This is a genomic window from Roseomonas gilardii (assembly GCF_001941945.1).
In the GTDB taxonomy this organism is placed as follows: Bacteria; Pseudomonadota; Alphaproteobacteria; order Acetobacterales; family Acetobacteraceae; genus Roseomonas.
Window position 1 is genome coordinate 340,539 of record NZ_CP015583.1, and the last position, 26,077, is coordinate 366,615.

The 26,077-nt window shown below is 70.6% G+C and carries 25 protein-coding genes and 1 tRNA gene; 11 read left to right on the forward strand and 15 right to left on the reverse strand.

The features are described 5' to 3' along the window. The first annotated feature begins 99 nt into the window (after positions 1-99). Entirely contained in the window at positions 100-498 is a 399-nt protein-coding gene (locus tag RGI145_RS01515; RefSeq protein ID WP_075796943.1) for a hypothetical protein, read from the forward strand. Between the two features lie 124 nt (positions 499-622). On the opposite strand, the gene RGI145_RS01520 is transcribed toward RGI145_RS01515, so the two are convergent. Both RGI145_RS01520 and RGI145_RS01525 read right to left on the reverse strand, forming a co-directional pair. Then, positions 623-1,273, reverse strand: coding sequence for a CoA transferase subunit B (locus RGI145_RS01520; RefSeq protein ID WP_027283048.1), 651 nt, complete (start codon positions 1,271-1,273; stop codon positions 623-625). Between the two features lie 12 nt (positions 1,274-1,285). Further along, the gene (locus RGI145_RS01525) at positions 1,286-2,035 is read right to left on the reverse strand and encodes a CoA transferase subunit A (protein ID WP_075796944.1); all 750 of its coding nucleotides are present in this window, start codon (positions 2,033-2,035) and stop codon (positions 1,286-1,288) included. Positions 2,036-2,191: 156 nt separating this feature from the next. Here RGI145_RS01525 and RGI145_RS01530 point away from each other — a divergent pair. Continuing rightward, positions 2,192-2,267 (forward strand) — tRNA-Ala (locus RGI145_RS01530). A 176-nt stretch (positions 2,268-2,443) separates the two neighbouring features. Here the strand turns inward: RGI145_RS01530 and RGI145_RS01535 are convergent. From RGI145_RS01535 to RGI145_RS01560, 6 genes are all read right to left on the reverse strand, one after another. Beyond that, a complete protein-coding gene (locus RGI145_RS01535; protein ID WP_075796945.1) occupies positions 2,444-2,818 on the reverse strand; it encodes a hypothetical protein in 375 nt (124 codons plus the stop codon). A 49-nt stretch (positions 2,819-2,867) separates the two neighbouring features. Continuing rightward, positions 2,868-4,763: a potassium transporter Kup gene (locus RGI145_RS01540; RefSeq protein WP_390889866.1), complete on the reverse strand. Its 1,896-nt coding sequence runs from the start codon at positions 4,761-4,763 to the stop codon at positions 2,868-2,870. A gap of 495 nt (positions 4,764-5,258) precedes the next feature. After that, the gene (locus RGI145_RS01545; RefSeq protein WP_075796947.1) at positions 5,259-6,053 is read right to left on the reverse strand and encodes an amino acid ABC transporter ATP-binding protein; all 795 of its coding nucleotides are present in this window, start codon (positions 6,051-6,053) and stop codon (positions 5,259-5,261) included. Between the two features lie 22 nt (positions 6,054-6,075). Next, a complete protein-coding gene (locus tag RGI145_RS01550; protein ID WP_075796948.1) occupies positions 6,076-7,209 on the reverse strand; it encodes an amino acid ABC transporter permease in 1,134 nt (377 codons plus the stop codon). A 16-nt stretch (positions 7,210-7,225) separates the two neighbouring features. Beyond that, entirely contained in the window at positions 7,226-8,428 is a 1,203-nt protein-coding gene (locus RGI145_RS01555) for an amino acid ABC transporter permease (RefSeq protein ID WP_075796949.1), read from the reverse strand. Positions 8,429-8,524: 96 nt separating this feature from the next. Continuing rightward, positions 8,525-9,547 (reverse strand): amino acid ABC transporter substrate-binding protein, encoded by a 1,023-nt coding sequence (locus RGI145_RS01560; RefSeq protein ID WP_083670270.1) that lies wholly within the window; start codon positions 9,545-9,547, stop codon positions 8,525-8,527. 278 nt (positions 9,548-9,825) lie between these two features. Between RGI145_RS01560 and lhpI the strand changes: the two genes are divergently transcribed. Beyond that, on the forward strand, positions 9,826-10,758 hold the full coding sequence (gene lhpI / locus RGI145_RS01565; RefSeq protein WP_075796951.1) for a bifunctional Delta(1)-pyrroline-2-carboxylate/Delta(1)-piperideine-2-carboxylate reductase: 933 nt from the start codon (positions 9,826-9,828) through the stop codon (positions 10,756-10,758). Positions 10,759-10,805: 47 nt separating this feature from the next. On the opposite strand, the gene RGI145_RS01570 is transcribed toward lhpI, so the two are convergent. The 3 genes from RGI145_RS01570 to RGI145_RS01580 all read right to left on the reverse strand — a co-directional run bounded on the left by RGI145_RS01570 (position 10,806) and on the right by RGI145_RS01580 (position 13,615). Then, positions 10,806-11,585: an NAD-dependent protein deacetylase gene (locus RGI145_RS01570; RefSeq protein WP_237183163.1), complete on the reverse strand. Its 780-nt coding sequence runs from the start codon at positions 11,583-11,585 to the stop codon at positions 10,806-10,808. Positions 11,586-11,864: 279 nt separating this feature from the next. After that, positions 11,865-13,088, reverse strand: a complete 1,224-nt coding sequence (gene rlmN, locus RGI145_RS01575) for a dual-specificity RNA methyltransferase RlmN (protein WP_156878397.1) — start codon at positions 13,086-13,088, stop codon at positions 11,865-11,867. After that, on the reverse strand, positions 13,085-13,615 hold the full coding sequence (locus tag RGI145_RS01580) for an invasion associated locus B family protein (RefSeq protein WP_075796954.1): 531 nt from the start codon (positions 13,613-13,615) through the stop codon (positions 13,085-13,087). The genes rlmN and RGI145_RS01580 overlap by 4 nt, the downstream gene beginning before the upstream one ends. Positions 13,616-13,867: 252 nt before the next feature. Here RGI145_RS01580 and RGI145_RS01585 point away from each other — a divergent pair, with 252 nt between their 5' ends. From RGI145_RS01585 to RGI145_RS01610, 6 genes are all read left to right on the forward strand, one after another. After that, positions 13,868-15,139 carry a methyltransferase gene (locus RGI145_RS01585; protein WP_075796955.1) on the forward strand — a complete coding sequence of 424 codons (1,272 nt, stop codon included), beginning with the start codon at positions 13,868-13,870 and terminating at the stop codon, positions 15,137-15,139. Between the two features lie 104 nt (positions 15,140-15,243). Then, positions 15,244-17,130: a transglycosylase domain-containing protein gene (locus RGI145_RS01590; RefSeq protein WP_237183164.1), complete on the forward strand. Its 1,887-nt coding sequence runs from the start codon at positions 15,244-15,246 to the stop codon at positions 17,128-17,130. Further along, the gene (locus tag RGI145_RS01595; RefSeq protein WP_075796956.1) at positions 17,127-17,717 is read left to right on the forward strand and encodes a hypothetical protein; all 591 of its coding nucleotides are present in this window, start codon (positions 17,127-17,129) and stop codon (positions 17,715-17,717) included. Before RGI145_RS01590 ends, RGI145_RS01595 begins: the two co-directional genes overlap by 4 nt. Positions 17,718-17,860: 143 nt before the next feature. Further along, the gene (locus tag RGI145_RS01600; RefSeq protein ID WP_075796957.1) at positions 17,861-18,163 is read left to right on the forward strand and encodes a putative quinol monooxygenase; all 303 of its coding nucleotides are present in this window, start codon (positions 17,861-17,863) and stop codon (positions 18,161-18,163) included. A gap of 98 nt (positions 18,164-18,261) precedes the next feature. Beyond that, positions 18,262-18,687 carry a MerR family transcriptional regulator gene (locus RGI145_RS01605; RefSeq protein ID WP_075796958.1) on the forward strand — a complete coding sequence of 142 codons (426 nt, stop codon included), beginning with the start codon at positions 18,262-18,264 and terminating at the stop codon, positions 18,685-18,687. After that, positions 18,626-19,021 carry a carboxymuconolactone decarboxylase family protein gene (locus RGI145_RS01610; RefSeq protein WP_075796959.1) on the forward strand — a complete coding sequence of 132 codons (396 nt, stop codon included), beginning with the start codon at positions 18,626-18,628 and terminating at the stop codon, positions 19,019-19,021. The genes RGI145_RS01605 and RGI145_RS01610 overlap by 62 nt, the downstream gene beginning before the upstream one ends. Positions 19,022-19,057: 36 nt before the next feature. Here RGI145_RS01610 and RGI145_RS01615 read toward each other — a convergent pair whose 3' ends face one another. The 3 genes from RGI145_RS01615 to RGI145_RS01625 all read right to left on the reverse strand — a co-directional run bounded on the left by RGI145_RS01615 (position 19,058) and on the right by RGI145_RS01625 (position 22,647). After that, positions 19,058-19,537 carry a glutathione peroxidase gene (locus RGI145_RS01615; RefSeq protein WP_075796960.1) on the reverse strand — a complete coding sequence of 160 codons (480 nt, stop codon included), beginning with the start codon at positions 19,535-19,537 and terminating at the stop codon, positions 19,058-19,060. Positions 19,538-19,683: 146 nt separating this feature from the next. Beyond that, a complete protein-coding gene (locus tag RGI145_RS01620) occupies positions 19,684-20,814 on the reverse strand; it encodes an ABC transporter substrate-binding protein (RefSeq protein WP_075796961.1) in 1,131 nt (376 codons plus the stop codon). A 498-nt stretch (positions 20,815-21,312) separates the two neighbouring features. Continuing rightward, the gene (locus RGI145_RS01625; RefSeq protein WP_075796962.1) at positions 21,313-22,647 is read right to left on the reverse strand and encodes an esterase-like activity of phytase family protein; all 1,335 of its coding nucleotides are present in this window, start codon (positions 22,645-22,647) and stop codon (positions 21,313-21,315) included. Positions 22,648-22,886: 239 nt separating this feature from the next. On the opposite strand from RGI145_RS01625, the gene RGI145_RS01630 reads away from it, so the two are divergent. Then, entirely contained in the window at positions 22,887-23,897 is a 1,011-nt protein-coding gene (locus RGI145_RS01630; RefSeq protein WP_075796963.1) for a Bug family tripartite tricarboxylate transporter substrate binding protein, read from the forward strand. Positions 23,898-24,107: 210 nt separating this feature from the next. Next, complete coding sequence (locus tag RGI145_RS01635) at positions 24,108-24,824, forward strand: LysE family transporter (protein ID WP_075796964.1); 717 nt, start codon at positions 24,108-24,110, stop codon at positions 24,822-24,824. A 196-nt stretch (positions 24,825-25,020) separates the two neighbouring features. On the opposite strand, the gene RGI145_RS25995 is transcribed toward RGI145_RS01635, so the two are convergent. Next, positions 25,021-26,010, reverse strand: a complete 990-nt coding sequence (locus RGI145_RS25995) for a DMT family transporter (protein WP_083670274.1) — start codon at positions 26,008-26,010, stop codon at positions 25,021-25,023. Positions 26,011-26,077: the final 67 nt, after the last annotated feature.

A 26,077-nucleotide genomic window follows, 5' to 3' on the forward strand; every position in this document is an offset into this window, starting at 1 on the left:
ACCTTCTCTTTCCGTGGTAGTAACCAGGGGCGTTGTCGTTCTTCATTGTAACAGGCGGATCGTCACGATTCGTCCAGTAAGAACCAGGGAGTATGCGGGATGAATGCCCGTCTTTTCTTTGCCCTTCCCCTGCTCGCCGCGGTCGCCGCCTGCGCCAGCAGCCCTCCGCCCCCGCCGCCGCCGCCTCCCGCCCCTGTCGTCGAGGCCCCGGCCTTCCCGTCCGGTCTCGACGGCGTCTACCGGGGCTTCGCGGTGGCCGACCAGCGCGCCTGCCGCCCGGCCCGCATAGCGGTCACCAGCACCGTCGCCAGCGGTCAGGCCGTGTTCCAGTGGTTCCGCCGCGCCGAGGTCGAAACCAAGATCAAGGCGGATGGCGGCGTGGACTTCCTGTTCGATGGCGGCCATGCGACCGGGACCTTCGGCCCGGGCACCTTCGCCGGCAAGACCACGGCCCAGAGCGGCGCCTGCACCTACACGGTCACTCTGAAGCGCTCCTGATCCGGCGCGCTCCGGCGCAACGAAACGGAAAGGGCGGCCGGAAAGATCCGGCCGCCCTTTCTCATGTCCGGGCCTGACGCCCGCGCGGGCCGCCGGTCCCCGGCTTCAGGACCCGGCCCCGCCCTCAGGCCGCGAGGCCCGGCGCCACCGCGTAATCCGCCTCCGTCTTGCCGCGCACCTCGTCGGGCGTCACGCCCGGCGCCAGCTCGATCAGCGTCATCTTCCCCGCCTCCTTGTCGATGGAGAAGACGGCGAGCTCGGTGATCACCAGGTCCACCACGCCCTTGCCGGTGAGCGGCAGGTTGCAGCTGTGCAGCAGCTTCGGCGCGCCCTTGGCGGTGTGCTCCATCAGCACCACCACGCGCTTCACGCCGGCGACGAGGTCCATCGCCCCGCCCATGCCCTTCACCATCTTCCCCGGCACCATCCAGTTCGCCAGGTCGCCATTCTCCGCCACCTGCAGCGCGCCCAGCACCGACAGGTCGATATGCCCGCCGCGGATCATCGCGAAGCTGTCGGCGGAGGAGAAGAAGGAGGTGGTCGGCAGCGCCGTCACGGTCTGCTTGCCCGCATTGATCAGGTCCGGGTCCTCCTCGCCCTCATAGGGGAAGGGGCCCATGCCCAGCATGCCGTTCTCGCTCTGCAGCTGCACGCTCACCCCCTCGGGGATGTGGTTCGCCACCAGCGTCGGGATGCCGATCCCGAGATTCACGTAGAAACCGTCCTCAAGCTCGCGGGCGGCGCGCGCCGCCATCTCGTCGCGGGTCCAGGGCATCGTCGCGTCTCCTCAGGCGGTGGCGGGGTCGGAACCGGCGGCGGCGGGAGCTGTCCCACCGCGCTTGCGCAGGGTGCGCTGCTCGATCCGCTTCTCGTAGCCAGCGGGCAGCTTCACGATCCGCTGCACATAGATCCCCGGCGTGTGGATATGGTCCGGGTCGATCGTCCCGGCCTCCACCAGCTCCTCGACCTGCACCACCGTCACCTTGGCGGCAGTCGCCATCATCGGGTTGAAGTTCCGCGCCGTCTTGCGGAAGACGAGGTTGCCCTCGGTATCCGCCTTCCAGGCATGGACCAGGGCCAGATCGGCGAAGATCCCGCGCTCCATCACATAGTCATGCCCGTCGAAGTTCCGCACCTCCTTGCCCTCGGCCACCGCGGTGCCGACACCGGTGCGGGTGAAGAAGGCCGGGATGCCCGCGCCGCCGGCCCGGATGCGCTCGGCCAGCGTGCCCTGCGGGTTGAACTCGATCTCCAGCTCCCCGGCCAGGTACTGCCGGGCGAACTCGGCATTCTCGCCGACATAGGAGGAGATCATCTTGCGGATCTGCCGCGTCTCCAGCAGCAGCCCCAGCCCAGCGCCGTCGATGCCCGCATTGTTGGACACGACCGTCAGGTCCTTCGCGCCGGAATCCCGCACCGCCTCGATCAGCGCCGCCGGAATGCCGCAGAGACCAAAGCCACCCGAGTGGATCAGCATCCCGTCCTGCAGCAACCCATCCAGCGCCGCCGCCGGACTGTCGTAGACCTTTCTGCTCATTCCCACTCCCTCGGCCCTCGCTGGGCCCCGTGCGCCGGCCCGTGGCCCTGCGGATTTCGCAGCACGGTAATCCGTCACGCGCATGTTTTAAAGTCATGGCGGGGGGCTTGCGGGGGTCCGCGGACGCCGCTAAAAGCCCGTTCACCGCAGCACGGCGGGGCCATAGCTCAGTTGGGAGAGCGCCTGAATGGCATTCAGGAGGTCGTCGGTTCGATTCCGATTGGCTCCACCATGACGAGGGGTTTCCGGAAACGGAAACCCCTCGAACCTTTTTCGGGCCCTGCCACGGCCCCGGCCATGCCAGACCGGAACCCGCGCCGCGGGGCCATGGACCATCGCTTCAGAAGCGTCATCCGTCCTCGCCGCCACTAGCCGTACCGGCGGCTCCCCGCTGGCCCTCGCCGCGCCTCAGCTCAGCCCGACCACTCGCCAGGCATGTTCCTGCCCGTCCGCCTCGACGATCGTGACATTCTCGCCCGGCCGCAACCGCGCGCGCATCTGCATCATCGCATGCAGCGGCGCATCCATCGCCGCCACGGCCTCCCCGTCCTGCCGGAAGAAACGCAGCGCCCAGCCGATATCCTCGTCATACTGCACATCTCCCTCCGACAGGCCCTCGCCCGGCCATAGGCGCCGCGCCGGCCAGGGATTCGGGTCCGCGTTCCAGGCCTCGGGGGAGGGGAGCCCGTCCGGCCCCAGGGTCAGCGTGATTTCGTAGCGGTGCTCGCGGCTTCCTTCCGGAAGCCCCGCCCCGCCACTGGGGGAGAGGATCAGCAGGGCCAAGCACCACCTCCTTCAGTGGATCGCGGCGGCCAGGAAACCCCGGAGGGGCTCAGATGGCCACCCGCGCGCCCAGCTCCACCACGCGGTCGCTGGGGATTCGGAAAAACTCCGTGGCGGGCAGCGAGTTGCGGCTCATCAGCGTGAACAGCCATTGCTGCCAGCCCGGCATCTTCGGCACGGAGGCCGCCACCACCGTCTCGCGGCCCAGGAAATAGGAGGCCTGCATCGGCTCGAAGGGCACGCCCATCGTCTCGTGCATCATCTCCAGGTCGCGCGGGATGTTCGGGCTCTCCAGGAAGCCGTAGCGCAGCAGCACGCGGTAGATCCCCGGCCCCAGCTCCTCCGCCGAGCCCCGGTCCCGCACCTGCGGCACATCCTCGTTCAGCACCGTCACAAACACGATCCGCTCGTGCAGCACCTTGTTGTGCTTCAGGTTGTGCAGCAGGGCATTGGGCACGTAGTCCGCCTGCCCGGTCATGAAGATCGCGATCCCCGGCACCCGGATGGTGCGCGACTGCGGCAGCCGGGCGAGGAAGGACTTCAGCGGCAGGCTGTCCTGCTGGAAGCGCCGGAACAGCAGGTCCCGCCCACGCCGCCAGGTCAGCATCTGCGTATAGAGCACCGCCCCCAGCAGCAGCGGCACCCAGCCGCCATCGGGGATCTTCAGCACGTTGGAGATGAAGAAGGCGAGATCCAGCAGCAGCAGCGGCAGGAAGACCAGCGTCACCAGCCACCAGGACCACTGGAAGCGGCGGTGGAAGACGATGGCGGCGAGGCAGGAGGTCGCCACGAAGGTCCCCGTCACCGCGATGCCATAGGCGGCCGCCAAGCTGTCCGAATTGCGGAAGGTCACCACCAGCACCACCACTCCGGCCAGCAGCGAGAAGTTCACCTGGGGCACGTAGATCTGCCCCTCCTCCGTCTCGCTGGTATGCTTCACCGTCAGGCGCGGCAGCAGCCCCAGTTGCACGCATTGCCGCGCGATGGAAAAGGCGCCTGAGATCATCGCCTGGCTGGCGATGATCGTGGCCAGCGTCGCCAGCACCACCAGCGGCAGCCGCAGCCAGTCCGGTCCCAGCAGGAAGAACGGGTTCTCCAGCGCATCCGGGTTGCTCAGTACCAGCGCGCCCTGTCCCAGGTAGTTCAGGATCAGCGAAGGCAGCACGAAGCCCAGCCAGCCGATCCGGATCGGCCGCTTCCCGAAATGCCCCATATCGGCATAGAGCGCCTCCGCCCCCGTCACCGCCAGCACCACCGAGCCCAGCGCGATGAAGGCCGCCAGGCGGTAGCGCACGCAGAAGGTGATCGCATGATGCGGCGACAGCGCCTCCAGCACCCCCGGCTCGCGCAGGATCTCGATCAGCCCCAGCAGGCCGATCAGCCCGAACCAGAGCACCATCACCGGGCCGAAGATCCGCCCCATCGCATGCGTGCCGCGATATTGCACCAGGAACAGCCCGATCAGCACCACCAGCGACACCGGCACCACGATATCCCCGAAGGTGGGCGAGATCACCTTCAGGCCCTCCACCGCCGAGAGCACGGAGATCGCCGGGGTGATGATCCCGTCGCCGAAGAACAGGCAGGCCCCGGCGATGCCGATCAGCGCCACCATGCGGCGCCCCCGCTCCGTCCCCACCGCGCGCTGCGCCAGGGCCATCAGCGCCAGGATGCCGCCCTCGCCCCGGTTGTCCGCCCGCAGCACGATCAGCACGTATTTCACCGTCACGACGATGATGACCGACCAGACGATCAGGCTGAGGACCCCCAGGATCTCCCAGCGTTCCAACCCATCGGAGGCGAAGTGCACGAGCGCGGCCCGGAGCGCATAGAGCGGGCTGGTGCCGATATCGCCGAAGACGACGCCGAGAACCCCCACCACAAGGCCGACGCTCAGGGGGCGGGATTCACTGCTGGACGTGGTCGGTGTCACGATGTCCGGAATGTTCCAGTGGAGCCCCAAGGCATACGCTGGACGCCGAGAGCCCCGCAAGGCCCGCCCCCTGGCCCCTCTCCGGACCGTGCGAGGTGAGGCCCCGCCCGCCCCTGAATTTCCTGTGCGTGCCTGTTCTCCGGTGCTGAATCGGCTCTCCCGTGGCGGCCCCGGGGGAGGCTCCGCCTGCCCCCGGAACCCCCATCGCTGGGGGAATGGTATTCCCCCGGACCCCGCCCTGGGTTGGCTTTGGCGGTCACCGTCAGCCTGTGGCCCGATCCCCGGGGGCAGTGGATCGGCGGCGCCCCGAAAAGAAGAAAACCATCCCGTCCGCGCTGATGACGCCGACAGCCCGCCGGAGAGCATGGCTCTCCGGCGCGATCCGGTCACAGCAAGAGCCAGCGAACCGGGTCCAGGGCCCGCAGGGTCCTGGCGGAGTGGGGGCTTGGGGGCGAGGCGGAGCCTTGCCCCCAAAGCGCGCCCCCAAGTGCCCTCCCGGGGAGGCGATCAGTGCCCGCGCAGGATCTGCGACAGGAAGGCGCGCAGGCGGTCGGTGCGGGGGTTGTTGAACATCTCCTCCGGCGTGCCGGATTCGACCACCTCGCCCCGGTCCATGAACACCACCCGGTCGGCCACGGTGCGGGCGAAGCCCATCTCATGCGTCACGCAGATCATGGTCATGCCGCTTTCCGCCAGGCTGACCATGGTGTCCAGCACCTCCTTGATCATCTCCGGATCGAGCGCCGAGGTCGGCTCGTCGAACAGCATGATCTTGGGCTTCATGCACAGCGCCCGGGCGATCGCCACGCGCTGCTGCTGCCCGCCGGAAAGCTGCCCGGGATACTTGTTCGCCTGGTCGGGGATCTTGACCTTGCGCAGGTACTCCATCGCCTCTTCCTCGGCCTGCGCCTTCGGCACCTTGCGCACCCAGATCGGCGCCAGGGTGCAGTTCTGCAGGATCGTCAGGTGCGGGAAGAGATTGAAGCTCTGGAACACCATCCCGACCTCGCGCCGGATGGCGTCCAGCGCGCGGATGTCATCCGTCAGCTCCACCCCGTCCACCACGATGCGGCCCTGCTGGTGCTGCTCCAGCCGGTTGATGCAGCGGATCATGGTGGACTTGCCCGAGCCCGAGGGCCCGCACACCACCACCCGCTCCCCCGCCGCGACCTGCAGGTTCACGTCCCGCAGCACGTGCATCGTGCCGTACCACTTGTTCACGTTCTCCAGCAGGATCGCCGGCGGCGCCCCCGCCTGCACGGCGGAGGCGACATGCGGTTCCGGGCTCAGCGTGTCGCTCATGATATCGTTCTCCGGAAAGGGTTCAGCGCCGGCGGTGCCGGTTGAGCTCGGCCTCGAGGTTCTGGCTGTAGCGGGACATGGCGAAGCAGAAGCAGAAGTAGATCAGCGCCACCACGACATAGACCTCGATGCCGAAGCCCTGCCAGGCGGGCTCCACGATGGCCGTCTTGGCGGCGGTCAGCAGATCGAAGATGCCGATGATCAGCACCAGCGAGGTGTCCTTGAAGAAGCCGATGAAGGTGTTCACCAGCGGCGGGATCACCAGCCGCAGCGCCTGCGGCAGCACGATCAGCCCGGTCTTCTTCCAGTAGCTCAGGCCCAGCGCGTCCGCCGCCTCGTACTGCCCCTTGCTCAGTGCCTGCAGCCCGCCGCGCACCACCTCCGCCAGATAGGCGGCGGCGAACAGGATGATGGCGATCTGGGCGCGCAGCAGCTTGTCGATGTTCATCCCTTCCGGGAGGAACAGCGGGAACATCACGCTCGCCATGAAGAGCAGCGAGATCAGCGGCACGCCACGGATCAGCTCGACATAGACGATGCAGAGCAGCCGGATCGCCGGCATCGAGGAGCGCCGCCCCAGCGCCACCAGGATCGACAGCGGAAAGGCCACCGCGATGCCGAAGGTGCTCAGGATCAGCGTGATCGGCAGCCCGCCCCAGCGCTCCTGCGGCACATAGGTGAGGCCGAACACGCCCCCCCACATCAGCAGCGCGATGACGGCCAGCGTCGCCACCCACACCACCGCCAACTCCCACCGCCAGAAGCGCCGCATGGCGGAGACGATGTAGAGCCCGATGAACAGCAGGCAGACCAGCGCCGGCCGCCACTGCTCGTCATAGGGATAGGTGGCGAAGAGGATGAAGCGGTACTTCTCCGTGACCACCGCCCAGCAGGCGCCCGTCCCCTGCACCGCGCGGCAGGCCTGGGTCTGGTTGTCCGGCACGGACCAGACGGCGTTGATGAAGGCCCAGTCCACGAAGCCGATCGCCCAGCGCACCAGCAGATAGATCATCGCCAGCGTGACCGCCGTGGACCACCAGGAGGAGAACAGGTTCGCCCGCAGCCAGGCCACCGGCCCCACCACCGTGGCGGGGGGCTGGCGCGGCGCCGCCTCGGGTGATCCGGCGGCGGCGGTGTTGAGGGTGATGTCGCTCATGCTGCCTCTCCCTCTCTCAGCGTTCCACCAGCGCGATGCGCGTGTTGTACCAGTTCATGAACAGGCTGATGCTCAGGCTGATGGTCAGATAGACCAGCATGATGATGGCGATGCCCTCGATCGCCTGCCCCGTCTGGTTCAGCGTCGTGTTGGCGATGGACACGATGTCCTGGTAGCCGATGGCGACCGCCAGCGAGGAGTTCTTCGTCAGGTTCAGGTATTGGCTGGTCATCGGCGGGATGATCACCCGCAGCGCCTGCGGCAGGATGATCCGCCGCAGCATCATCCCCGGCCGCAGTCCCAGCGCCTGCGCCGCCTCCCACTGCCCCAGCGGCACGGAGGTGATGCCGGCGCGCACGATCTCGGCGATGAAGGCCGAGGTGTACATCACGAGGCCCAGCAGCAGCGCGAAATACTCCGGGCTCACCGTGATGCCGCCCTGGAAGTTGAAGCCCCGCAGCGCCGGGATGTCGGGCGTGAAGGGCGCGCCCAGCATCGCCCAGATCAGGATCGGCAGGCCCACGATCAGCCCCAGCCCGACCGGCCAGACCCGGCGCGGCTGCCCGTCCTGCATCTGCTTCGCCCGCGCGGAACGCGCATAGGCCCAGGTGCCCGCCACCCCGGCCACGAGGCCCAGCAGCGCCCAGTTATGCGCGTCCGTCCACTCGACCCAGGGCAGCTTCAGCCCGCGGTTGCTCAGGAACACGCCCGTCACCGGGTTCATCGACTGCCGCGGGGCGGGGAGGCCCTGCATGATCGTGTACCAGAACAGCAGTTGCAGCAGCAGCGGCACGTCGCGCACCGCCTCGACATAGACCGCCGCGATCTTGCCCAGCAGCCAGTTCTTCGACAGCCGCGCGATGCCGACCAGCGTGCCGAAGACCGTGGCCAGGATCACGCCCACCACCGCCACCTTCAGCGTGTTCAGCACGCCCACCGTCAGGGCACGGAAATAGGTGCTGGTGGGCGAATACTCGATCAGGTGCTCGCCGATCGGCAGCCCGGCCTCGCGCCAGAGGAAGCCGAAGCCCGTGGCGATGCGCCGCACCTCCAGGTTGCGTGCGGTGTTGCTGGCCAGCCACCAGACGATGGCCACCACCACCCCCACGATCAGCACCTGCCAGACGATGGAGCGCACCCGCTCGTCCCGCCAGCTCAGGCGAAAGGCTTTCTTCGGGGGCGCCTTCATATAGCGCGGGTCTGTCGAGCTCTGCGACATCGGGAAAGCCCCTTGCGTCTGTCCGGCCTTCTGCGGGCCGCATCCGGAGGAAATGCCGCGGGCCGGCCAGCCCGGCCCGCGGCGTTCAGGTCGGGATCAGCGCATCGGCGGCGCGTATTGCAGCCCGTCCTTGTTCCACAGCGCGTTCTCGCCGCGCGGCAGGCCGATCGCCTTCAGGTTGCGGTCGAACACCTCGCTATAATTGCCCACGGCCTTGATGACCTGCACCGCCCAGTCGTTCGACACGCCCAGCATCTTGCCCAGGTCGCCGTTCTTGCCGACGAAGCGCTGGATGTCCGGGTTCGGGCTGTTCGCCATCGAATCCACGTTCTTGGAATCGATCCCCAGCTCCTCCGCCGTCACCAGCGCGAAATGCGTCCAGCGGACGAGGTCGGCGAAGCCCGGGTCGCCCTGCCGCACCGCCGGCGCCAGCGGCTCCTTGCTGATCAGTTCCGGCAGGATCACGTAGTCGTCCGGCTTCGGCTGGGTGGAACGCGTCGCCGCCAGCCCCGAGGCATCCGTCGTATAGGCGTCGCAGCGCCCGGCCACGAAGGCGCTCACCAGCTCCTCCAGCCGCTCGATCACCACCGGGGTGAACTTGATGTTGCCGGCCCGCGCCCAGTCGGTCAGGTTCTGTTCCGTCGTGGTGCCCGGCTGCACGCAGATCGTGGCCCCGTCCAGCTCCTTGGCGCTCTTCACGCCGAGCGACGTCTTCACCATGAAGCCCTGGCCGTCATAGAAGGTCGTGGCGGCGAAATCGAAGCCCAGGCTGGTGTCGCGCGACAGCGTCCAGGTGGTGTTGCGCGCCAGCATGTCCACCTCGCCCGACTGCAGCGCGGTGAAGCGGTTCTGCGCCGTGGTCGGCACGTAGCGCACCTTGCTGGCATCGCTGAAGATCGCCGCCGCCACCGCCTTGCAGTAGTCCACGTCGAAGCCGCGCCACACGCCCTGGCTGTCCGGCTGGGCAAAGCCCGCCAGCCCGGTGTTCACCCCGCAGACGAGGCTGCCGCGGGACTTGATCGCACCCAGCGTCGCCCCGGCCGGAGCCGTGGGTGTCTGCTGTGCCGCAGCCGGTGCCGCGACCGCCCCGAGCGCCAGGGCGCCGAGGGATCCGAGCATGACAGCAAGCCGAAAAGGCCGCATTCCCTGAACTCTCCAAATGGATTCCACAGATCCCGGCCGTTGCCCGGCAGGGCGGGCCGTCAGTTCGGGTTCCAACATTCCGGTCTGGCAGCCCTGCGTAAAGCGATACCCTCGACCTTCGAACGGCGCAAATCCCCGCTTCGCATCGGCTTCTGCCCGAATCTGCGCCATAAGAACCCGCCGTAGCCAGCAAGGGCCGTGCCATGAACTGGAACAGGCCCGCCCGAACCCCAGCCCGCGGAAGGCCAGCCATCATGCGCATCATCCCGAAACCGGAAGTGGACCGGCTGCTTCCCTGGCCGGAACTGATCGCCGCGCTGGAGGAGGTCTTCCGCCTCGGCTGCGAGGCTCCGCTGCGCCATCACCACCCCGTGCCGAACGGCCCCGGCGCCACAGGTTCGCTCCTGCTGATGCCCGCTTGGTGGGCAGACCGCTTCACGGGGGTCAAAATCGTGCATGTCATGCCGGCGAACGCCTCCGCCAACCTGCCCGCGGTCCAGTCTTCCTACCTTCTCTCTGACGGCCGCACCGGCGAGGCCCTGGCCCTCCTCGACGGCGGCGCCCTGACCGACCGCCGCACGGCGGCCAGCAGCGTCCTCGCCGCCCGCTTCCTGGCCCGCCCCGACAGCCGCCGCCTGCTCGTCATGGGCAGCGGCCGCGTCGCCGAGGCGCTGGCCGCCTGCTACGCCAGCGCCTTCCCGCTGGAGCGCATCGCCATCTGGTCGCGCCGCCCGGAAAACGCCCAGGCCCTGGCCCGCCACTTGCGCGCGGAAGGGCTGCCCGCCGAATCCGTGGACCGGCCCGACCTCGCCGCCGCCGACATCATCGCCTGCGCCACCCTCTCGGCCACGCCGCTGGTCGCGGGCGCCGCCGTCCGCCCCGGCACCCATGTGGACCTCGTCGGAGCTTTCCGCCCGACCATGCGGGAAAGCGACGGCGCCCTCCTGGCCCGCGCCCGCCTCGTGGTGGACACCCGCCCCGGCGCCCTGGCCGAGGCTGGCGACGTGGTCCAGGCCATCGCCGAGGGCGCCATCACCGAGGCCGGCATTGCCGCCGACCTGGCCCAGCTCTGCCGGGGCGAGGTCCAGGGACGCGAATCGCCGGACGAAATCACCGTCTTCAAATCCGTCGGCTGGGCCGGCGAGGACCTCGCCGCCGCCGCCCTGGCCTATCAGCGCGCGGCCTGAGCCGCGGAGGCTCCCCGCCCCCGGGGACAGCGCAAGGCCGCCCCCGGTCAGAGCAGAAAGGCCAGCGCCTCCTCGCAACCCTGCTCCACCTTCAGCGCCAGCACTCCGTCCGCCCGGGTCCGGCCCAGGTTCACCACCGCCACCGGCTTGCCGGCCTTCACCGCCGCCTGCACGAAGCGGAAGCCCGAATAGACCATCAGCGAGGAGCCCACGACCAGCATGGCATCGGCGCGCTCCAGCGCCCGGCTGGCTTCCTCCACCCGCTCCCGCGGCACGTTCTCGCCGAAGAACACCACATCCGGCTTCAGCAGCCCGCCACAGGCCGGGCAGTCCGGCACGACGAAGCGGCCGAAATCCCGCCCCTCCAGATCGGCATCCCCATCCGGCGCGACACCGGCATCGAGTCCGGCCCAGTCCGGATTGTGCCGCAGCAGCTCCGCCTGCATCGCCTCGCGCGGCATCTCATGGCCGCAGCTCAGGCAACGCACCACGTCCAGCCGCCCGTGCAGGTCGATCACCTGCCGGCTGCCCGCCGCCTGGTGCAACCGATCCACGTTCTGGGTCAGCAGCAGCTCGGTCCGCCCCCGCTCCTCCAGCCGCGCCAGCGCCACATGCGCGCCATTAGGCCGCACCTGCCGGAAGAACCGCCACCCGACCAGGCTGCGCGCCCAGTAGCGCTGCCGCGTGGCCTCGCTGCCCAGGAAGGCCTGCAAGGTCACCGGCTGGGCACGCTTCCACTGCCCGTCCGCGTCACGATAGTCGGGAATGCCGGACCCGGTGCTGCATCCGGCGCCGGTCAGAACGAAAAGGCGCGGATGCCGCGCCACGAATTCCGCCAGCCCGCCTGGATCGGCAGGGGCGGCAGAAGGAGGAACGCCCGGAGCGGGCGCTGGGGGAGGGGCCGGAGGCGGCGTCGCGACATCCGTCATGCGGGAGGGATATAGGAACGCCATTCCCCGATCGCCGCCCACCCCGCGCATGACGGCCTTGGTTCCCGGCCATCTCCGCATCGCGCTTCGTGGCCGCCCGCCGGGAAAGGGGCTCGGCCTTTCCCACTGGACGCCGGGGCAGGGGAAGCGACTGCCCCTGCCATATCCTCCGGAGCCTCAGCCCACCGTTTCGGCTGGCGCCGCCGGCCGCCGCTGCCGCTCGGACTCGGTCTTCAACTGCCCGCAGGCGGCCAGGATGTCGCGCCCGCGCGGCCGGCGGATCGGCGCCGAATACCCCGCATCGCTGACGATCTCCGCGAAGCGCCGCACCACCTCGGGCTTCGAGGTCTTGTAAGCGCTGCCCGGCCAGGGATTGAACGGGATCAGGTTTACCTTGGCCGGAATGCCCTTCAGCAGCCGCACCAGCTCCCGCGCCTCGGCCTCGCTGTCGTTCACCCCGTCCAGCATCACGTATTCGAAGGTGATGCGCCGGGCGTTGGACGCGGAGGGATAGCGGCGGCAGGCGGCCATCAGCTCGGCGATCGGATACTTGCGGTTCAGCGGCACGATCTCGTCGCGCAGCTCGTCCGTCACCGCATGCAGGCTGACGGCGAGGCCGACATTCAGCTCCCGCCCGCAGCGGTCCATCATCGGCACGACGCCGGAGGTGGACAGGGTGATCCGCCGTCGCGACAGGCCGATCCCCTCGTTGTCCATCACGATGGTCAGCGCCTTGGCGACGTTCTCGTAGTTGTAGAGCGGCTCGCCCATCCCCATCACGACGATGTTGCTCAGATGGCGCGGCGTGCCGTCCTTGGGGGAGGGCCACTCGCCATAGCTGTCTCGCGCCGCCATGAACTGGCCGACGATCTCGGCGGCCCCCAGGTTGCGCACCAGCTTCTGCGTGCCCGTGTGGCAGAACCGGCAGGAGAGCGTGCAGCCGACCTGGGTGGAGATGCAGACCGCGCCGCGATCCTCCTGCCCGTCGGGGATATAGACCGTTTCCACCTGCTGCGCGTCGCGGAAGCGGAACAGCCACTTGCGCGTCCCGTCCTTCGAAAGCTGCTCTGTGGCCACGTCCGGCCGCCCCACCACGAAGCGCTCGGCCAGCCGCTGCTGCATCGGCCGCGCGATGGTCGGCATCTGCGCGAAGTCGCGCACGCCCTGGTGGTAGATCCAGTGCCAGACCTGGCGGGCGCGGAAGGGCTTCTCACCCATCGCCACCATCTCCGCCTCCAGATCCGCCCGCGACAGGCCGACGAGGTCGCGCCGCCCATCCGGCAGCGTGGCCGGGGGCGGGGCGAAGATCGCCGACTTGGCGAGGATGCGCGCGGCCTCGGCCTCGGTCAGCTCGGCGGGGTTCGCGGCATCGGCACGGGTCTGGAGGGCGGCGTCGCTCATCGGCGGGGGGGACATTCCTTGGAAATCGCCTCATAGGCCGCGGAGAAGCCGCTGAGGGAGAAGGTATCGGTGGTGGCGCCCTTGCCCTGCGGCCCCGGCCCCTTGATCACGAGGTCGCGTCCCGCCTTGAAGGCCGCCACGGCGGCGGAACCCTCCTGGGCGAAGGCATTGTTCTGCACGCCGTAGAAACGCAGCTCGTTCGAGCCGACCGCGCCGGTGATCTCGGCATCCCGGTTGTTCTCGCGGCGGAAGGCATAGCCCAGCGAGGCCGCCACCTGGTCGCGCCCCTGCGGCCGCTGCGTCACCGTCAGCATGACGTTCTGGCGCGCCCCGCCGCCCTCGCTCTTCGCCGCGCGGGTGAAGGCATAGCAGACCTTGCCGCCGCCCTCCTGATGGGTCGCGGCGGTCCAGCTGCCGAAGTTGCCGAGGCGCTGCGGGCCACCGGCGGCACGATTCTGGGCATGCGCCTCCGGCATCTGGGCGAAGGAGACGAGCGCGAGGGCAAGAACAGGGAGCAATCGCTTCATGGCGCCGCAGATAAGGCCCCGAAGCCACCCGGTTCAACCGCGGAGATGACCGGATCAGCCATGTTCCGCAGCCGGGCCGGTCCGGACGACGCCCCGGAACGACGCTCCCCGCCGCCGGGACGGCCCCCCGCCCCACGCCAGAAAGCACCTGCGGCCCCGCGTCATGCCCTCCATGGGGCCCCTTCGCCCGGCATCCCCGCTTGGCGCCCCGGCCGCATCGCCTTATCAGCCCCGGCCATGCAGGATGCGCGCATGACCGGCCAGTCCCCACCCCTTCCGGACGAGCGCGACCGCCAGCTCGCCGCCCAGTACGACAGCTACCCCTATCCCGCCCGCAACCCGGCGGACGAAGCCAGGCGCCTGATCATCGGCAGCCCCTCCCACCTGCGGGAGGTGGACCACTGGATCTTCGGCGCCCGCCGCCCGGAGTCGCAGCCGCTGCGGGCGCTCATGGCCGGCGGCGGCTCGGGCGACGGCACCATCATGCTGGCCCAGCACCTCGCCCGCGCCGGCCGCCCCGGGGAGGTGGTCTGGCTCGACCGCTCCGTCGCCGCGCGCAAGGTGGCGCAGGCGCGGGCGGAGAAGCGCGGCCTCGGCAACATCCGCTTCACCGAGGGCTCGATCCTCGACCTGCCCGACCCCCAGCTCGGCCTCTTCGACTACATCGACTGCTGCGGCGTGCTGCACCACCTGCCCGACCCGCTGCAGGGCCTGCGCAACCTCGCCGCCTCGCTCGCCCCCGGCGGCGGCATCGGCCTGATGGTCTATGCCCCGCATGGCCGCACCGGCGTCTACATGCTCCAGGACGCGCTGCGCCTCCTCACCCCGCCCGAGGAAGCCCCCGCCACCCGGCTGGAGATCGGCAAGCGCCTCTGGAAGCAGGCGCCCGAGACCGCCTGGCTCCGCCGCAACCCCTGGATCACCGACCACACCGAAGGCGGCGATGCCGGCCTCTACGACCTGCTGCTGAACCCGCGCGACGTGGCCTACACCGTGCCGCAGCTCGCCGCCCTGATCGGGGCCGCCGGCCTGCGCCTGCGCTGCCTCGTGGAGCCCCTGCGCTACGACCCCGACCGCTATCTGCCCGACCCGCGCCTGCGCGAGCGTGCCGCCCGCCTCGACCCCATCGGCCGCGCCGCCCTGGCGGAGGCGGTGGCGGGCAACATGGGCATCCACATCGCCTACTGCACCCGCGACCCGGCGCCGGAGCCCGACTGGGACAACCCCGATTCGGTCCCCATGCTGCGCGAGATGGACGGTGCCGCCCTGGCCCGCGCCGTGGCCCCCCAGGGCATGCTGCCGGTGAACTTCGACGGCGTCCGCATGTCGCTGGCCCTGCCACGCCTCGCCCCGGCCATCCTGGCCCGGGTGGACGGCCAACGCAGCCTGGGCGAGATCGCCGATGCCGTGGTGGCGGGCGGCGCCTCCCGCGAACAGGTGGCCCGCGACCTCGCCGCGCTGCGCGGGGTGATGGAGCCGCTGAACCGGCTGCTGCTGGCGGCACCCCGCCCGGCGGGTGGGTGACACGTCCCCAGCCAGGCCTACCCCGCAGCCGGGCCCCGGACAGCGCTCCGGAGCAGCCCGCCGCACGGAATCCCCGCTGAGGCACGCCCGGTGACGGCGGACCCGTGAGGCGCGCCCCCGATCCGGACGGCCTGCCGGCTCCGCGCGCGCCGGAAGGGTTCCGGCCCGGCATCCGGCAGACCGCCCGCGGCGGCAACCGGGATGGCCCCGGCCGCCCCCCGCCGCCCGACCGGCGGGCGCGGCCCGGCCGCAGCGGCTGGCGCTGGCTGCGCCGTGGCGTGGTGCTCGCCATCTGGGGCGCGATCGGCGCGGCCCTGCTCTCCCTGGCCCTGGTCTGGGACCTGCCCGCCCCGGAAAAGGCCCTTTCCGCCACCCGCCGCCCCTCCCTGACGCTGGAGGCCCTGGACGGCCGCGTGATCGCCACCCAGGGCGACCTCTATGGGGAGGCCCTGCGGCTGCGCGAACTGCCCCCCGCCATGCCGCAGGCCCTGATGGCCATCGAGGACCGGCGCTTCCTCGGCCATCCCGGCATCGACCCGGTGGGCCTGCTGCGCGCCGCCTGGGCCAACCTGCGCGCCGGACATGTGGTGCAGGGCGGCTCCACCCTGACGCAGCAGCTCGCCAAGAACCTCTTTCTCAGCCCCGACCGCTCCTTCCGCCGCAAGGCCCAGGAGGTGCTGATGGCCCTCTGGCTGGAACGCCGCTTCACCAAGACCGAGCTGCTGGAGATCTACCTGAACCGCGTCTATCTCGGCTCCGGCGTCTATGGCGTGGACGCGGCGGCGCGGGCCTATTTCGGCCTCTCCGCCCGCCGCCTGAACCTGTGGCAGGCGGCGATGCTGGCCGGGTTGCCCAAGGCCCCCTCCCGCCTCAACCCCCGCACCGATCCGGAGGCCGCCATCCGCCGCACGAAGGAGGTGCTGCGCGCCATGGCCGAGACCGGCGCGATCACCCCCGAACAGGCGGAGCGCGAGGCGGCCCGCATCGCCCTGCCGCCCCGTCCGGGCCGCAACGCCGGCTGGTTCGCCGACTGGGTGCAGGACGAACTCGGCCGCCGCTTCCCGGAAAGCGCCGACCTCGTCCTGCGCACCACCCTCGACGCCCGCGTCCAGGCCGTGGCGGAAAACCGCCTGAACGCCCTTCTCGCCGGCCCCGGCGCGGCGGCCGGGGTGGGCGACGGCGCCGTGCTGGTGCTGGACGCCCCCACCGGCGCCGTGCGCGCCATGGTCGGTGGCCGCGCCTACCGAACCAGCCAGTTTAACCGTGCTGTGGACGCGCGCCGCCAGCCGGGCTCCGCCTTCAAGCCCTTCGTCGTCCTGGCGGCGCTGGAGGCAGGCATGGACATCGCCTCCACCGTTTCCGACGCGCCCCTGACCCTCGGCAACTGGTCCCCCGGCAACGGCCACTGGGCCAGCCGCGGAGAGATCACGCTGGAGGACATGCTGGTCCACAGCGTCAACACCGCCGCGGTGCGCGCCCTGCTCCGCGCCGGCGGGCCGAAGCCCGCGATCGCCGTGGCGCAGCGCCTGGGCCTCGCCGGCCCCTTCCCGCAGGACGCCACCGTGGCCCTTGGCACGGGGCAGGCATCCCTGCTGGAACTTGTCTCCGCCTACGCCGCTTTCGCCAATGGAGGGTTGCATGTGGAACCGTTCGGCCTCGCCGCCGCCCGCAGCGGCAACGCCCTGCGCGCCCTGCCGCCGCCCGACCCGGCCCGCGTGATGACGGCGGACCAGGCCTATGCCATCCGCCGCGCGCTGGAGAGCGTCGTTGCCCGAGGCACCGCCCGCGCCGCCGCCGTCCCCGGCCGCCCGGTGGGCGGCAAGACCGGCACCACCCAGGATTCGCGCGACGCCTGGTTCATCGGCTTCTCCGGTCGCACCGTGATCGGGGTCTGGCTCGGCAACGACGACGCCACGCCCATGAACGACGTCCAGGGCGGCACCCTGCCGGCCCGCCTCTTCCATGAGATCCTTGAGGAGATCCCGCGATGAAGCCGGAGACGCCCGCCGGAGAGACCCCGGCCGTCCTCCCGCCGGATTCCCCCCTGAATCCCACCCTGGCGGAGCTGTCCTTCCTGTTCAGCCCCGTGCGCCATGCCGCGAACAACCTCGCCATGGTCCTGCTGATGAACCTCGAATCGGTGGCGCGCGTCATCCCCCCGGCCGAGCGCGGCGGCCGGCAGATCGCCCGTGCCCTGGAGGCGGCCGAGGAATACGACCGGCTGATGCGCAGCCTCCTGGCCCTGACCCGGGCCGAGCAGGCCGCGCCCATCCGCGCCGCCTCCTATCTGCGGGACCTGCTGCCGCTGCTCAGCCTGGCGGCCGGCCGCAAGCTCACGCTGGAGACCGGGGGGAAGGCCGGGGAGGAGGCCGCCGAGATCCTGGTCCGCCGTCCGACCCTGGACGCCGCCCTGCTGGCGCTGATGCAGGACATGCCCACGGAAGCGCCGCCGGTGCTCCGGCTGCGCGGCGCCCTGCTGGAACCCGGCTTCGCGATCGCCCCGGCGCGGCAGGAGGCGCTGCGGGCGGCTGGGGCGGCGGTGGAAGGCGGCGACACCCTCTGCCTCCCCACGGGCTGAGGGGAGGGGCAGGGGAGGGCCCTCACCGCCCCGCGAAGATTGACCCCGGACCGCGCCAGGGGCCTCATGTCAGACCCCCACGGGCAGGCCCCATTCGGGCGCGCCTCGCGGGGGCCGGAACCGGACCACCAGGAAAGGCCACCATGCCGCAGACCCGCTTCGTCGTGCTCGCCGAATTCCGCCTGAAGCCCGAGGGTCGCGCCCGCTTCATCGCGCTCGCCCGCGCCGACGCTCAGGGCTCCGTCGCCAACGAACCCGGCTGCCGCCAGTTCGACCTGCTCCTCTCGGAAGAGGACGAGACCCTCGCCGTGCTGCACGAGGTCTATGACAGCCGCGCCGCCTTCGAGACCCACCTGACCATGCCGCACTACCTGCCCTTCCGCGACGGCGTGCCGGACCTCGTCACCGGCAGGAGCGTTCGCTTCTTCCAGCAGGACGCCGGCTGAACCCTTCCCGGGCCGGAAAAAGCATCCTGAAAAGCGCCTTGACTTCGAGTGCGCTCGAAGTCGTAGCAACCCTGGCGTCAGGTGGGACAAGGCACAGGATGAAGATCGGCGACCTGTCCAGGCGCACCGGGCTGACGGCCCATACGCTGCGCTACTATGAACGGATCGGGTTGCTGCCAAGGGCATCGCGGGATTCGTCGAGGCAGCGCGAATACGACGCCTCGATCCTGCCCTGGATCGAGTTCGTCGGACGTCTGCGGCGGACCGGCATGCCGGTCCGGGAGATGGTCCGGTATGCCACGCTGCGCCCGCAGGGGATCGCGAGCGAGCCGGAACGGGAGGCCCTCCTCCGCCGGCACCGCGAGCATGTCCGGCAGCAGATGGCCGAACTCCAGGCGTGCCTGTCCGTCCTCGACAGCAAGATCGCCGACTACGGCGATCATCCCAGGATGGAGCAAACCGATGACGCCGACACATCCCGAGGCCGGAAGCCGCTACGAACGGGGCCTGCGCGCCCTCGCTGAGATCGATGGCCATGCCGGACAGGCCGTCATCGATTCGCTGGCCGGCATCGCGCCGGACTTCGCGCGCTACCTGCTCGAATTCCCGTTCGGGGACATCTATTCCCGCCCCGGGCTCGATCTCCGGAGCCGCGAGATCGCGACCGTCGCCGCGCTGACGGCGATGGGAAACGCGGCGCCGCAGTTGCGGGTGCATATCCAGGCGGGGCTGAACGTGGGGCTGAGCCAGGACGAGATCGTCGAGATCATCATGCAGATGGCGGTCTATGCGGGCTTCCCGGCGGCGCTGAACGGGCTGGCCGCCGCCAGGGAGGTCTTCGCGACACGCCCTGGCTGACCTCCCCGCCGGGGGCGCCCCCGCGACGGAGCCGCGCTACAGCAGCGCCTCGATCCGCTTCTCCAGCTCGGCGGGCTTCGTCGTGGGCGCGAAGCGGTCCACCACCGCCCCCTCCCGGTCCACCAGGAACTTGGTGAAGTTCCACTTGATCGCCTCGGTGCCTAGCACGCCCCGCTGCGCGCTCTTGAGCCACTGGAACAGCGGATGCGCCCCCGGCCCGTTCACTTCCACCTTGGCGAAAACCGGAAAGGTGACGTCATAGGTGGTGCTGCAGAAATCCGCGATCTCCGCCTCGCCGCCCGGCTCCTGCCCGCCGAACTGGTTGCAGGGAAAGCCCAGCACCGCGAGGCCCCGCCCCGAATACGTCCGGTACAGTGCCTCCAGTCCCGCATATTGCGGGGTGAAGCCGCATTTGCTCGCGGTGTTCACGATCAGCAGCACCTGCCCCGCGTAATCCGCCAGGGAAACCTCCTCCCCCCGCAGCGTCCTCGCGGTGAACCCGTCGATCCCGGCCATGCCGTCCCTCCTGCCTCGCATCGCCGCGAAAGGTAGGGCTTCCGCCGGCCTTGCCCAGGGGAGCGTGCCCAGGGGAGGCTTCAACGGGGAAGCTCCGATGCGGAGGCACCGGCCAGCCTCCCCTGGTTCAGCCTCAGCCCCGCCTCTCAGAGCGAGGCCCAGTAGCCCGGCTGGTAAGGCACCGGCAGGAACCGCTCGTGGAAGGCGCGGAAGGTCGCGTCCGGGTCCAGATCGGCGAAGAGTTCCGGGTGCAGCCATTTCGCCAGCGCCTGCACCGCCACGAACTGATAGGGGCTGTCGTAGAACTGGTGCCAGATCGCATGCACCCGCCGGGCGCGCACCGCCGCCTGCGTGCGATAGGCCGGGCGCTCCATCAGCCGCGCCAGCTTCGCCCGCGCCTGGGCCGGATCGGCACCGGGGCCGACGCCCACCCATTGCCCGTCCGGCGCATAGAGCACCCAGTTGCTCCCGGTCACGACCACCACCTCCGGCTCGGCGGCGATCACCTGCTCCGGGTTGATCACGCCGAAGGTGCCGGGGATCAGGCGCGAGGCGATGTTCTCGCCCCCCGCCACCGTGACCATCCGGCCGAAATTCTCGTCGCCGAAGGACATGCAGCAGGTCTCGTCATACCCCGCCGCGCGTTCCACCATCACGCGCGGCCGGTGCCCCGCGAACCCCGCCAGGCGGCCGGTCACCTTCTCCATCTCCGCCCGGCGGAAGACGATCAGCTCCGCCGCCCGCGCCTCCAGCCCCATCACCTGCCCCATGATGGCGATGCTGCGCTCGGCATGCTCGAAGGGCCGCTCGCGGAAATCGATGAACACCACCGGGATGCCCACCGCGCCCAGCTTTTCGATCAGCCCCTGCCCATCGGTGGCCGGCTTCGATTCTAGGTTCATCACCACCACGTCGGGCTTCAGCCCGATGGCCTGCTCGACATCGAAGGTGCCCTCCTTGGCCCCGCCGAAGGTGGGCAGCCGCTCGATCTGGGGATAGCGCCGCAGATAGGCGCCGTAGCCATCAAGGTCCGCCTTGCGGAAATCGTCCCGCCAGCCGACCACCCGCGCGAAGGGATCGGCGGTCTCCAGCGCCGCCACCAGATACATCTGCCGCCCTTCGCCCAGGATCATCCGCCGCGCCGGCCCCGCCAGCCGCACGTCGCGCCCGGCGATGTCGCGGATGTCCACCCCCTGCGCCGCCCGCGATGTCATGGGCAGCAAGGCGCTGCCTGCCAGGGCCAGGAGGGAACGCTTGGTGAGGACGGCGGAGGACATGGGGCGGCCTTTGCTGGCTCGGAAAGGGGCGAGGGCCACCCCGTTATCGCCGTCTATGATAAAGAGAAGCAATTGCAACAGCAAAAACTGCGGGTCCAAAACGAATCCCCGTTGTGGGTCCCCTGGAATTCACCCGCATGGCGAAGACGCAGCCGCCAACCTCGCCTTCTCCATTCCTGGAAAGGCCTTCGCGATGGGCCGTTGCTTCGCCGAAGCGCCAGGACCCGAGGCCGGGCGGGCGGCAGGCTCACGGAACCCCGCCTGAAGGCTTGGGCCGCCGGATTCCGCTGACGATGTCCGGTCCGGACCTGCCAGACTGTCGGCGGACGGTTCCCTTTGCCCGCTGGCCTCAACAGCCACGGGCCTGGTACATCGATACCGCACGGGGGCCGTCCACCCGCTCACTCCCGATGACGCCGCCGATGTCGCCCCCGATGCCGCCCCCGGGGCAGGGCGGGCACGGGGAGCCGAAAGCGCCGCGGTCCCCGGCCCATCCCTCTACTTCCCGGCGTTCAGCCCCAGCCCGCGCACCAGCACGATCCGCGTGCGCTCCCCGCTGATGCCGAAATCGTCGTCGTTCACCAGCAGCAGCGTGTCGTCGGGCAGGATCGCCATCCCCTCCAGCTTCACCGGCAGATCCTTGTGGTCGGCGGTGTCCAGCACCAGCCGCTTGCGCAGCGGCGTGACACCCGTCCCCGACAGCTCGTTGCTCTGCTCCAGCGTCGGCCGCGTCTGCGGGTCGTCCCACTGGCCGCCCGCGATGTCGGTGGCGCCGTCGTTCAGCTTCACCTCGAACAGCTTCGTCGTGCCGTCCGTGCGCTCCAGCACCAGCAGCCGGTCCGGCCCCAGCCAGGTCATCTCGCTGATCCGCGGCGCCGACTGGTTCTCCGAAGGGTCCAGCCGGAAGGAACGCGGGTCCTCCAGCTGGTACACCCACTCGCCCGTCACCTTCCCCGTCGCCGGGTCGAAGCGCAGCAGCCGCGTGTTCCGCGCCTTGCGGTAGGCCGCCGCATCCGGGTTCGCCAGCGGGTTCTGCACCATCGCATAGAGTGCGCTGCCATCCGGCACGCCGGTCAGGCTCTCGATCCCCCGGTTCGACTGCCGCTTCGCCAGGATCGCCGGCAGCGTGTCCGCCACCTCGTAACGTGCCCCCGCCAGCTCCGCCTTGCTGCCGCCCGCCGGCACATAGCGCCGCAGCACCCGCCCATCCGCGCCGATATGCACGATGGAGGGCGCATTCTCCTCGCCGATCCAGAAGCTCCCGTCCGGCGCGCGGAACAGCCCTTCCGCGTCCAGCGCGGAAGGATCGAAGTCCAGCTTCTTCCCCTCGGCATCGATCGGCGTCTCGGTACGGCCGGGCAGGGGGTTCGTCAGCCCCGTCACCGGCCGCCCGTCCTGCCCCTTGATCGCGATCGCCTCGAAGACGCGGAAGCGCTTCGCCGCCGGGTCCAGCATCACCCCATAGATCGTCGGGCTGTAGGACGGCACCGGATAGACCCGCCCCTTCTCGTCCGGCGCGCAGAGCTTCCCGATCGCCAGCCCGGTGATCTTCACCCCTTCCTCGCAGGTGAAGTTCGGCCCCCGGTCGGACATCGTATAGACGATGTCCGGCGCATCCCCCGGCCGGCGATAGGCAGCGGAGCCGATCCCCACCGTCAGCTCCAGCGTCTTGCCATCCGGAAAGCGTACCGTCCCGAGCCTCATGCCCGGATCGTGGTCGTCCAGGATGGTGATCTGCGGCTCCGCGGCACGCGCCGCCGGCGACAGGAACAGGAAGCCGCCCACCAGGCAGGGCAGGGCCAGGCAGGTGGCGGCAAGCAGAAGGCGACGCATCCGCACTCCGGATTCTGTGATCTCAGGCGGCGGCGGATGTAACCGCTCCCCGCGCCACCGCGTGTGACGCTCCTGTGACGTTTGCGCCCGGCCACTCCGACCGCCGGAACCGCATGGACGATTCATGCAGTATTCGTAATGATGCGCTGGAATCGCCCCGCCGCTCCGCCGAATCCGGCGGCCGCGAACAAGGCCGGACCCACCGGCCCTCCGTCCAGGACAGAAAGACAGAACCGCGCATGTCATCCCGAGACCTTTCGCGACGCGCCGCCCTCGGCCGCACCCTGGGCCTCGCCGCCCTGGCGGCCCCCTTCGTGGCCACCTCGCGCCCCGCCCGGTCCCAGGCCGGCTGGCCCACCCGCCCCGTCACCCTGGTGGTCGGCTTCCCGCCCGGCGGCCAGACCGACTTCGCCGCTCGCATCGTTCAGCCCGGCATCGGCAAGGTCCTCGGCCAGACCCTGGTGATCGAGAACCGCGGCGGCGCCGGCGGCAACCTCGCCACCGAGGTGGTCGTGCGCGCGAAGCCCGACGGCTACACCCTGATGGCCTCCAACTCCTCCCCCATGGCCATCAACCCCCACACCTTCCCCAACATGACCGTCAATCCGCTGGAGATGGTGAACATCGGCCTCGCCCTGCGCTCGGCCATGGTCCTCTGCGTCCACCCCTCCGTCCCGGCCCGGAACATCGCGGAATTCACCGCCTGGGTGAAAGCCCAGAAGGACATCCCCGACTACGGCATCGCCTCCGCCGGCAGTCTCTCCCACTGCACCTCGGAACTCTTCCGCGCCCGTGCCGGCCTGCCCGCGATGCAGAGCATCCCCTACCGTGGCTCCGGCCCCGCCATGCAGGACTTCATCGCCGGCCGCTTCCCCATGATGTTCGACGCCGCCTCCGTGGTCGCGCCCTTCGTCAAGGCCAACCAGATCCGCGCCATCATGGTCACCAGCGAGAAGCGCGTCCCCGCCTTCCCCGATGCCGCGACCGCCCAGGAACAGGGCCTCGACGACTTCATCGTCAGCTCCTGGATCGGCATCTCCGGCCCCCGCGGCACCCCGCCCGAGGTCGTGGCCCGGGTCAACGCCGCCCTCAACGAGGCCCTCTCCGACCCCGCCGTGCGCGACCGCATCACCAGCCAGGGCGACGAGCCCGGCGGCGGCACGCCGGAAAGCTTCGACAAGCTCGTCCGCAGCGACCACGCCCGCTGGGGGCAAGTGGTCAAGGCCAACAACATCACCAGCGCCGGCTGAACCGGGCCGATCCCCGACAGGCACCCGGCCCGCCCGTCGCGGGCCGGACCTGCCCGATCAAATTGGTACGATTTCGCACCAAACTCCTCCGAACGCAGGACGCGCCACACCCGCCCAACGGCTTCATTCCTCCCCGGACCCGCCCCATCCGGCGCCACCCCCGGCCCCGCCCACGGATCGCCCGGAGGAACAGGAAAGCGAAGCCCCGCCATGATCACCGGCCACCTCGCCAGCCCGCACCCGCTGCCAGCCCTCTCGTCCCTGCTGCTCTTCCTCCTCGGCTACGCCGCCATCCTCGCCATCCCCGGCCCCAACCTCCTGGCCGTCGGCCTCGTCTCCGCCCTGCGCGGCCCCCGTGGCGCCGCACCCCTCTGCGCCGGCATCGCCCTCGGCGCCGCCACCCTGGCCGCCGCCATCGCCCTGACCCTGGAGGCCACCGCCCGCCTCCCCGGCCTGCCCGGCACCTTGCACGGGATCGGCGCCCTCCTCCTCCTCGGCACCGCCGCCTCCCTCGCCTGGCCCCGCCCGGCCAGCCCCGCGCCCCATGCCCCCACGGCTGGCATCCCCGAAACCCCGCCCGCCCGCTTCCAGGCCGAAGGGCTCATGGCCTTCGGCGCCGGCTTCTGCACCGCCGCCGCCAACCCGGTGACCACCAGCTTCTTCGCCGGCGCCTTCGCCCAGCTCCGTGCCGAGGGCTCCGGCCTCGTCCCCCTCGCCATCCCCGGCGTCGCCCTCACCGCGCTGCTCTTCTTCCTGGGCATCGCCCAGCTCCTGTCCCGCCCCCTGGCCCGCCGCGCCGCCCTGGCCTGGCAGCGCCCGCTGCGCCTAGGAGCCGCCACCCTCCTGGCCGTCCTGGCCACCGCCATCCTCGTCCGCCCGGCCCCGCCGCCTTCCCCGCCACCCCTGGTCCTGATCCGCACCCCCTGACACAAGCACGAAAAAGGGGAGCCCCTCCGGGACTCCCCCATCCACGCCATCCCGGAAACAGGGCAGGGACCACGCCCCGGACCCACCTCCGGGAAGGCAGCCCCAAAGAATCAGCCCCGGAAGAACCGCCCCCAGGGAATCAACCCCACGAGCGGCACCCCCCGAAGCCCGGCGCCACCCGCCCGGCAAACCCCGCCTACCGCCCCGGCACCACCATCTCCGCCTTCCGCGCCCCGCAACCCGCGGCCACCACCGCCTCCCGCGGCACCGCCCCGGCCCCGCGCGCCACCCCCGCCAGGCTGTTCAGCACCAGCGCCCCGATCACCAGCGCCACCCCCGCCAGCTCCGCCCCCACCGGCACGCGCCCACCCACGACAGCGACCACGAAGGCCGTCACCGGCACCAGATTGATGAACAACACCCCCCGCGCCGCCCCCATCGCCCGCATCCCGGCATTCCAGCCGAGCACCCCCAGCACCGAGGCCACGCCGATCAGATACCCCAGCTCCGGCCAGGCCCCCGCCAGCACCGCGCCCCCCGGCCATTGCGCCCAGCCCCCCGCGAACGCCGCCACATCCAGCGCCAGGATGGTCAGCACCCCCAGCGCACAACTCAAAGCCGTGTACCGCAGCCCCGACCACCCCGGGAAAGCCGCCGCCCCCAGCGTGTAGAACACCCACAGCGCCGCCCCGATGAAGATCAGCGCCTCCCCGCGCCCGGCCCCGCCCTGCACCAGCGCCAGCGGCGCCCCGCGCGTCACCACCAGCACCACCCCCGCCAGCCCCAGCGCCACCGCCAGCAGCACCCGCCCCGCCGGCCACCGCCGCGCCCGCCACGCCGCCACCGCCACCGCGATCAGCGGCATCGTCGCCGGGATCACCGCCGCATGCTCCGGCTGCGCCACCCGCAGCCCCAGGAAGGCCAGCACCCCGAACCCGGCAAACCCCAGCGTCCCCAGCCACCACAGCCGCCACCCGCGCCCCTCCAGCCGCAGCGCGCCCACCCCTTCCACCAGCACCAGCAGCACCAGGAACACCGGCGCCGTCACGCCGTATCGCAGCAGCGTCAGCGTGAACGGGTCCACCACACCCATCAGCGGCTTCGTCACCGCGAACATCCCGCCCCAGGCAACCGCCGTCCCCGCCAGCATCGCCCCGCCCTGTAACCAAACCGGCACCCGCATCATCGGACCGCTCCATTGCTGTCTCACAACACCCTGCAACATGACCGTGGACAGCCGCACAAGAAACGCG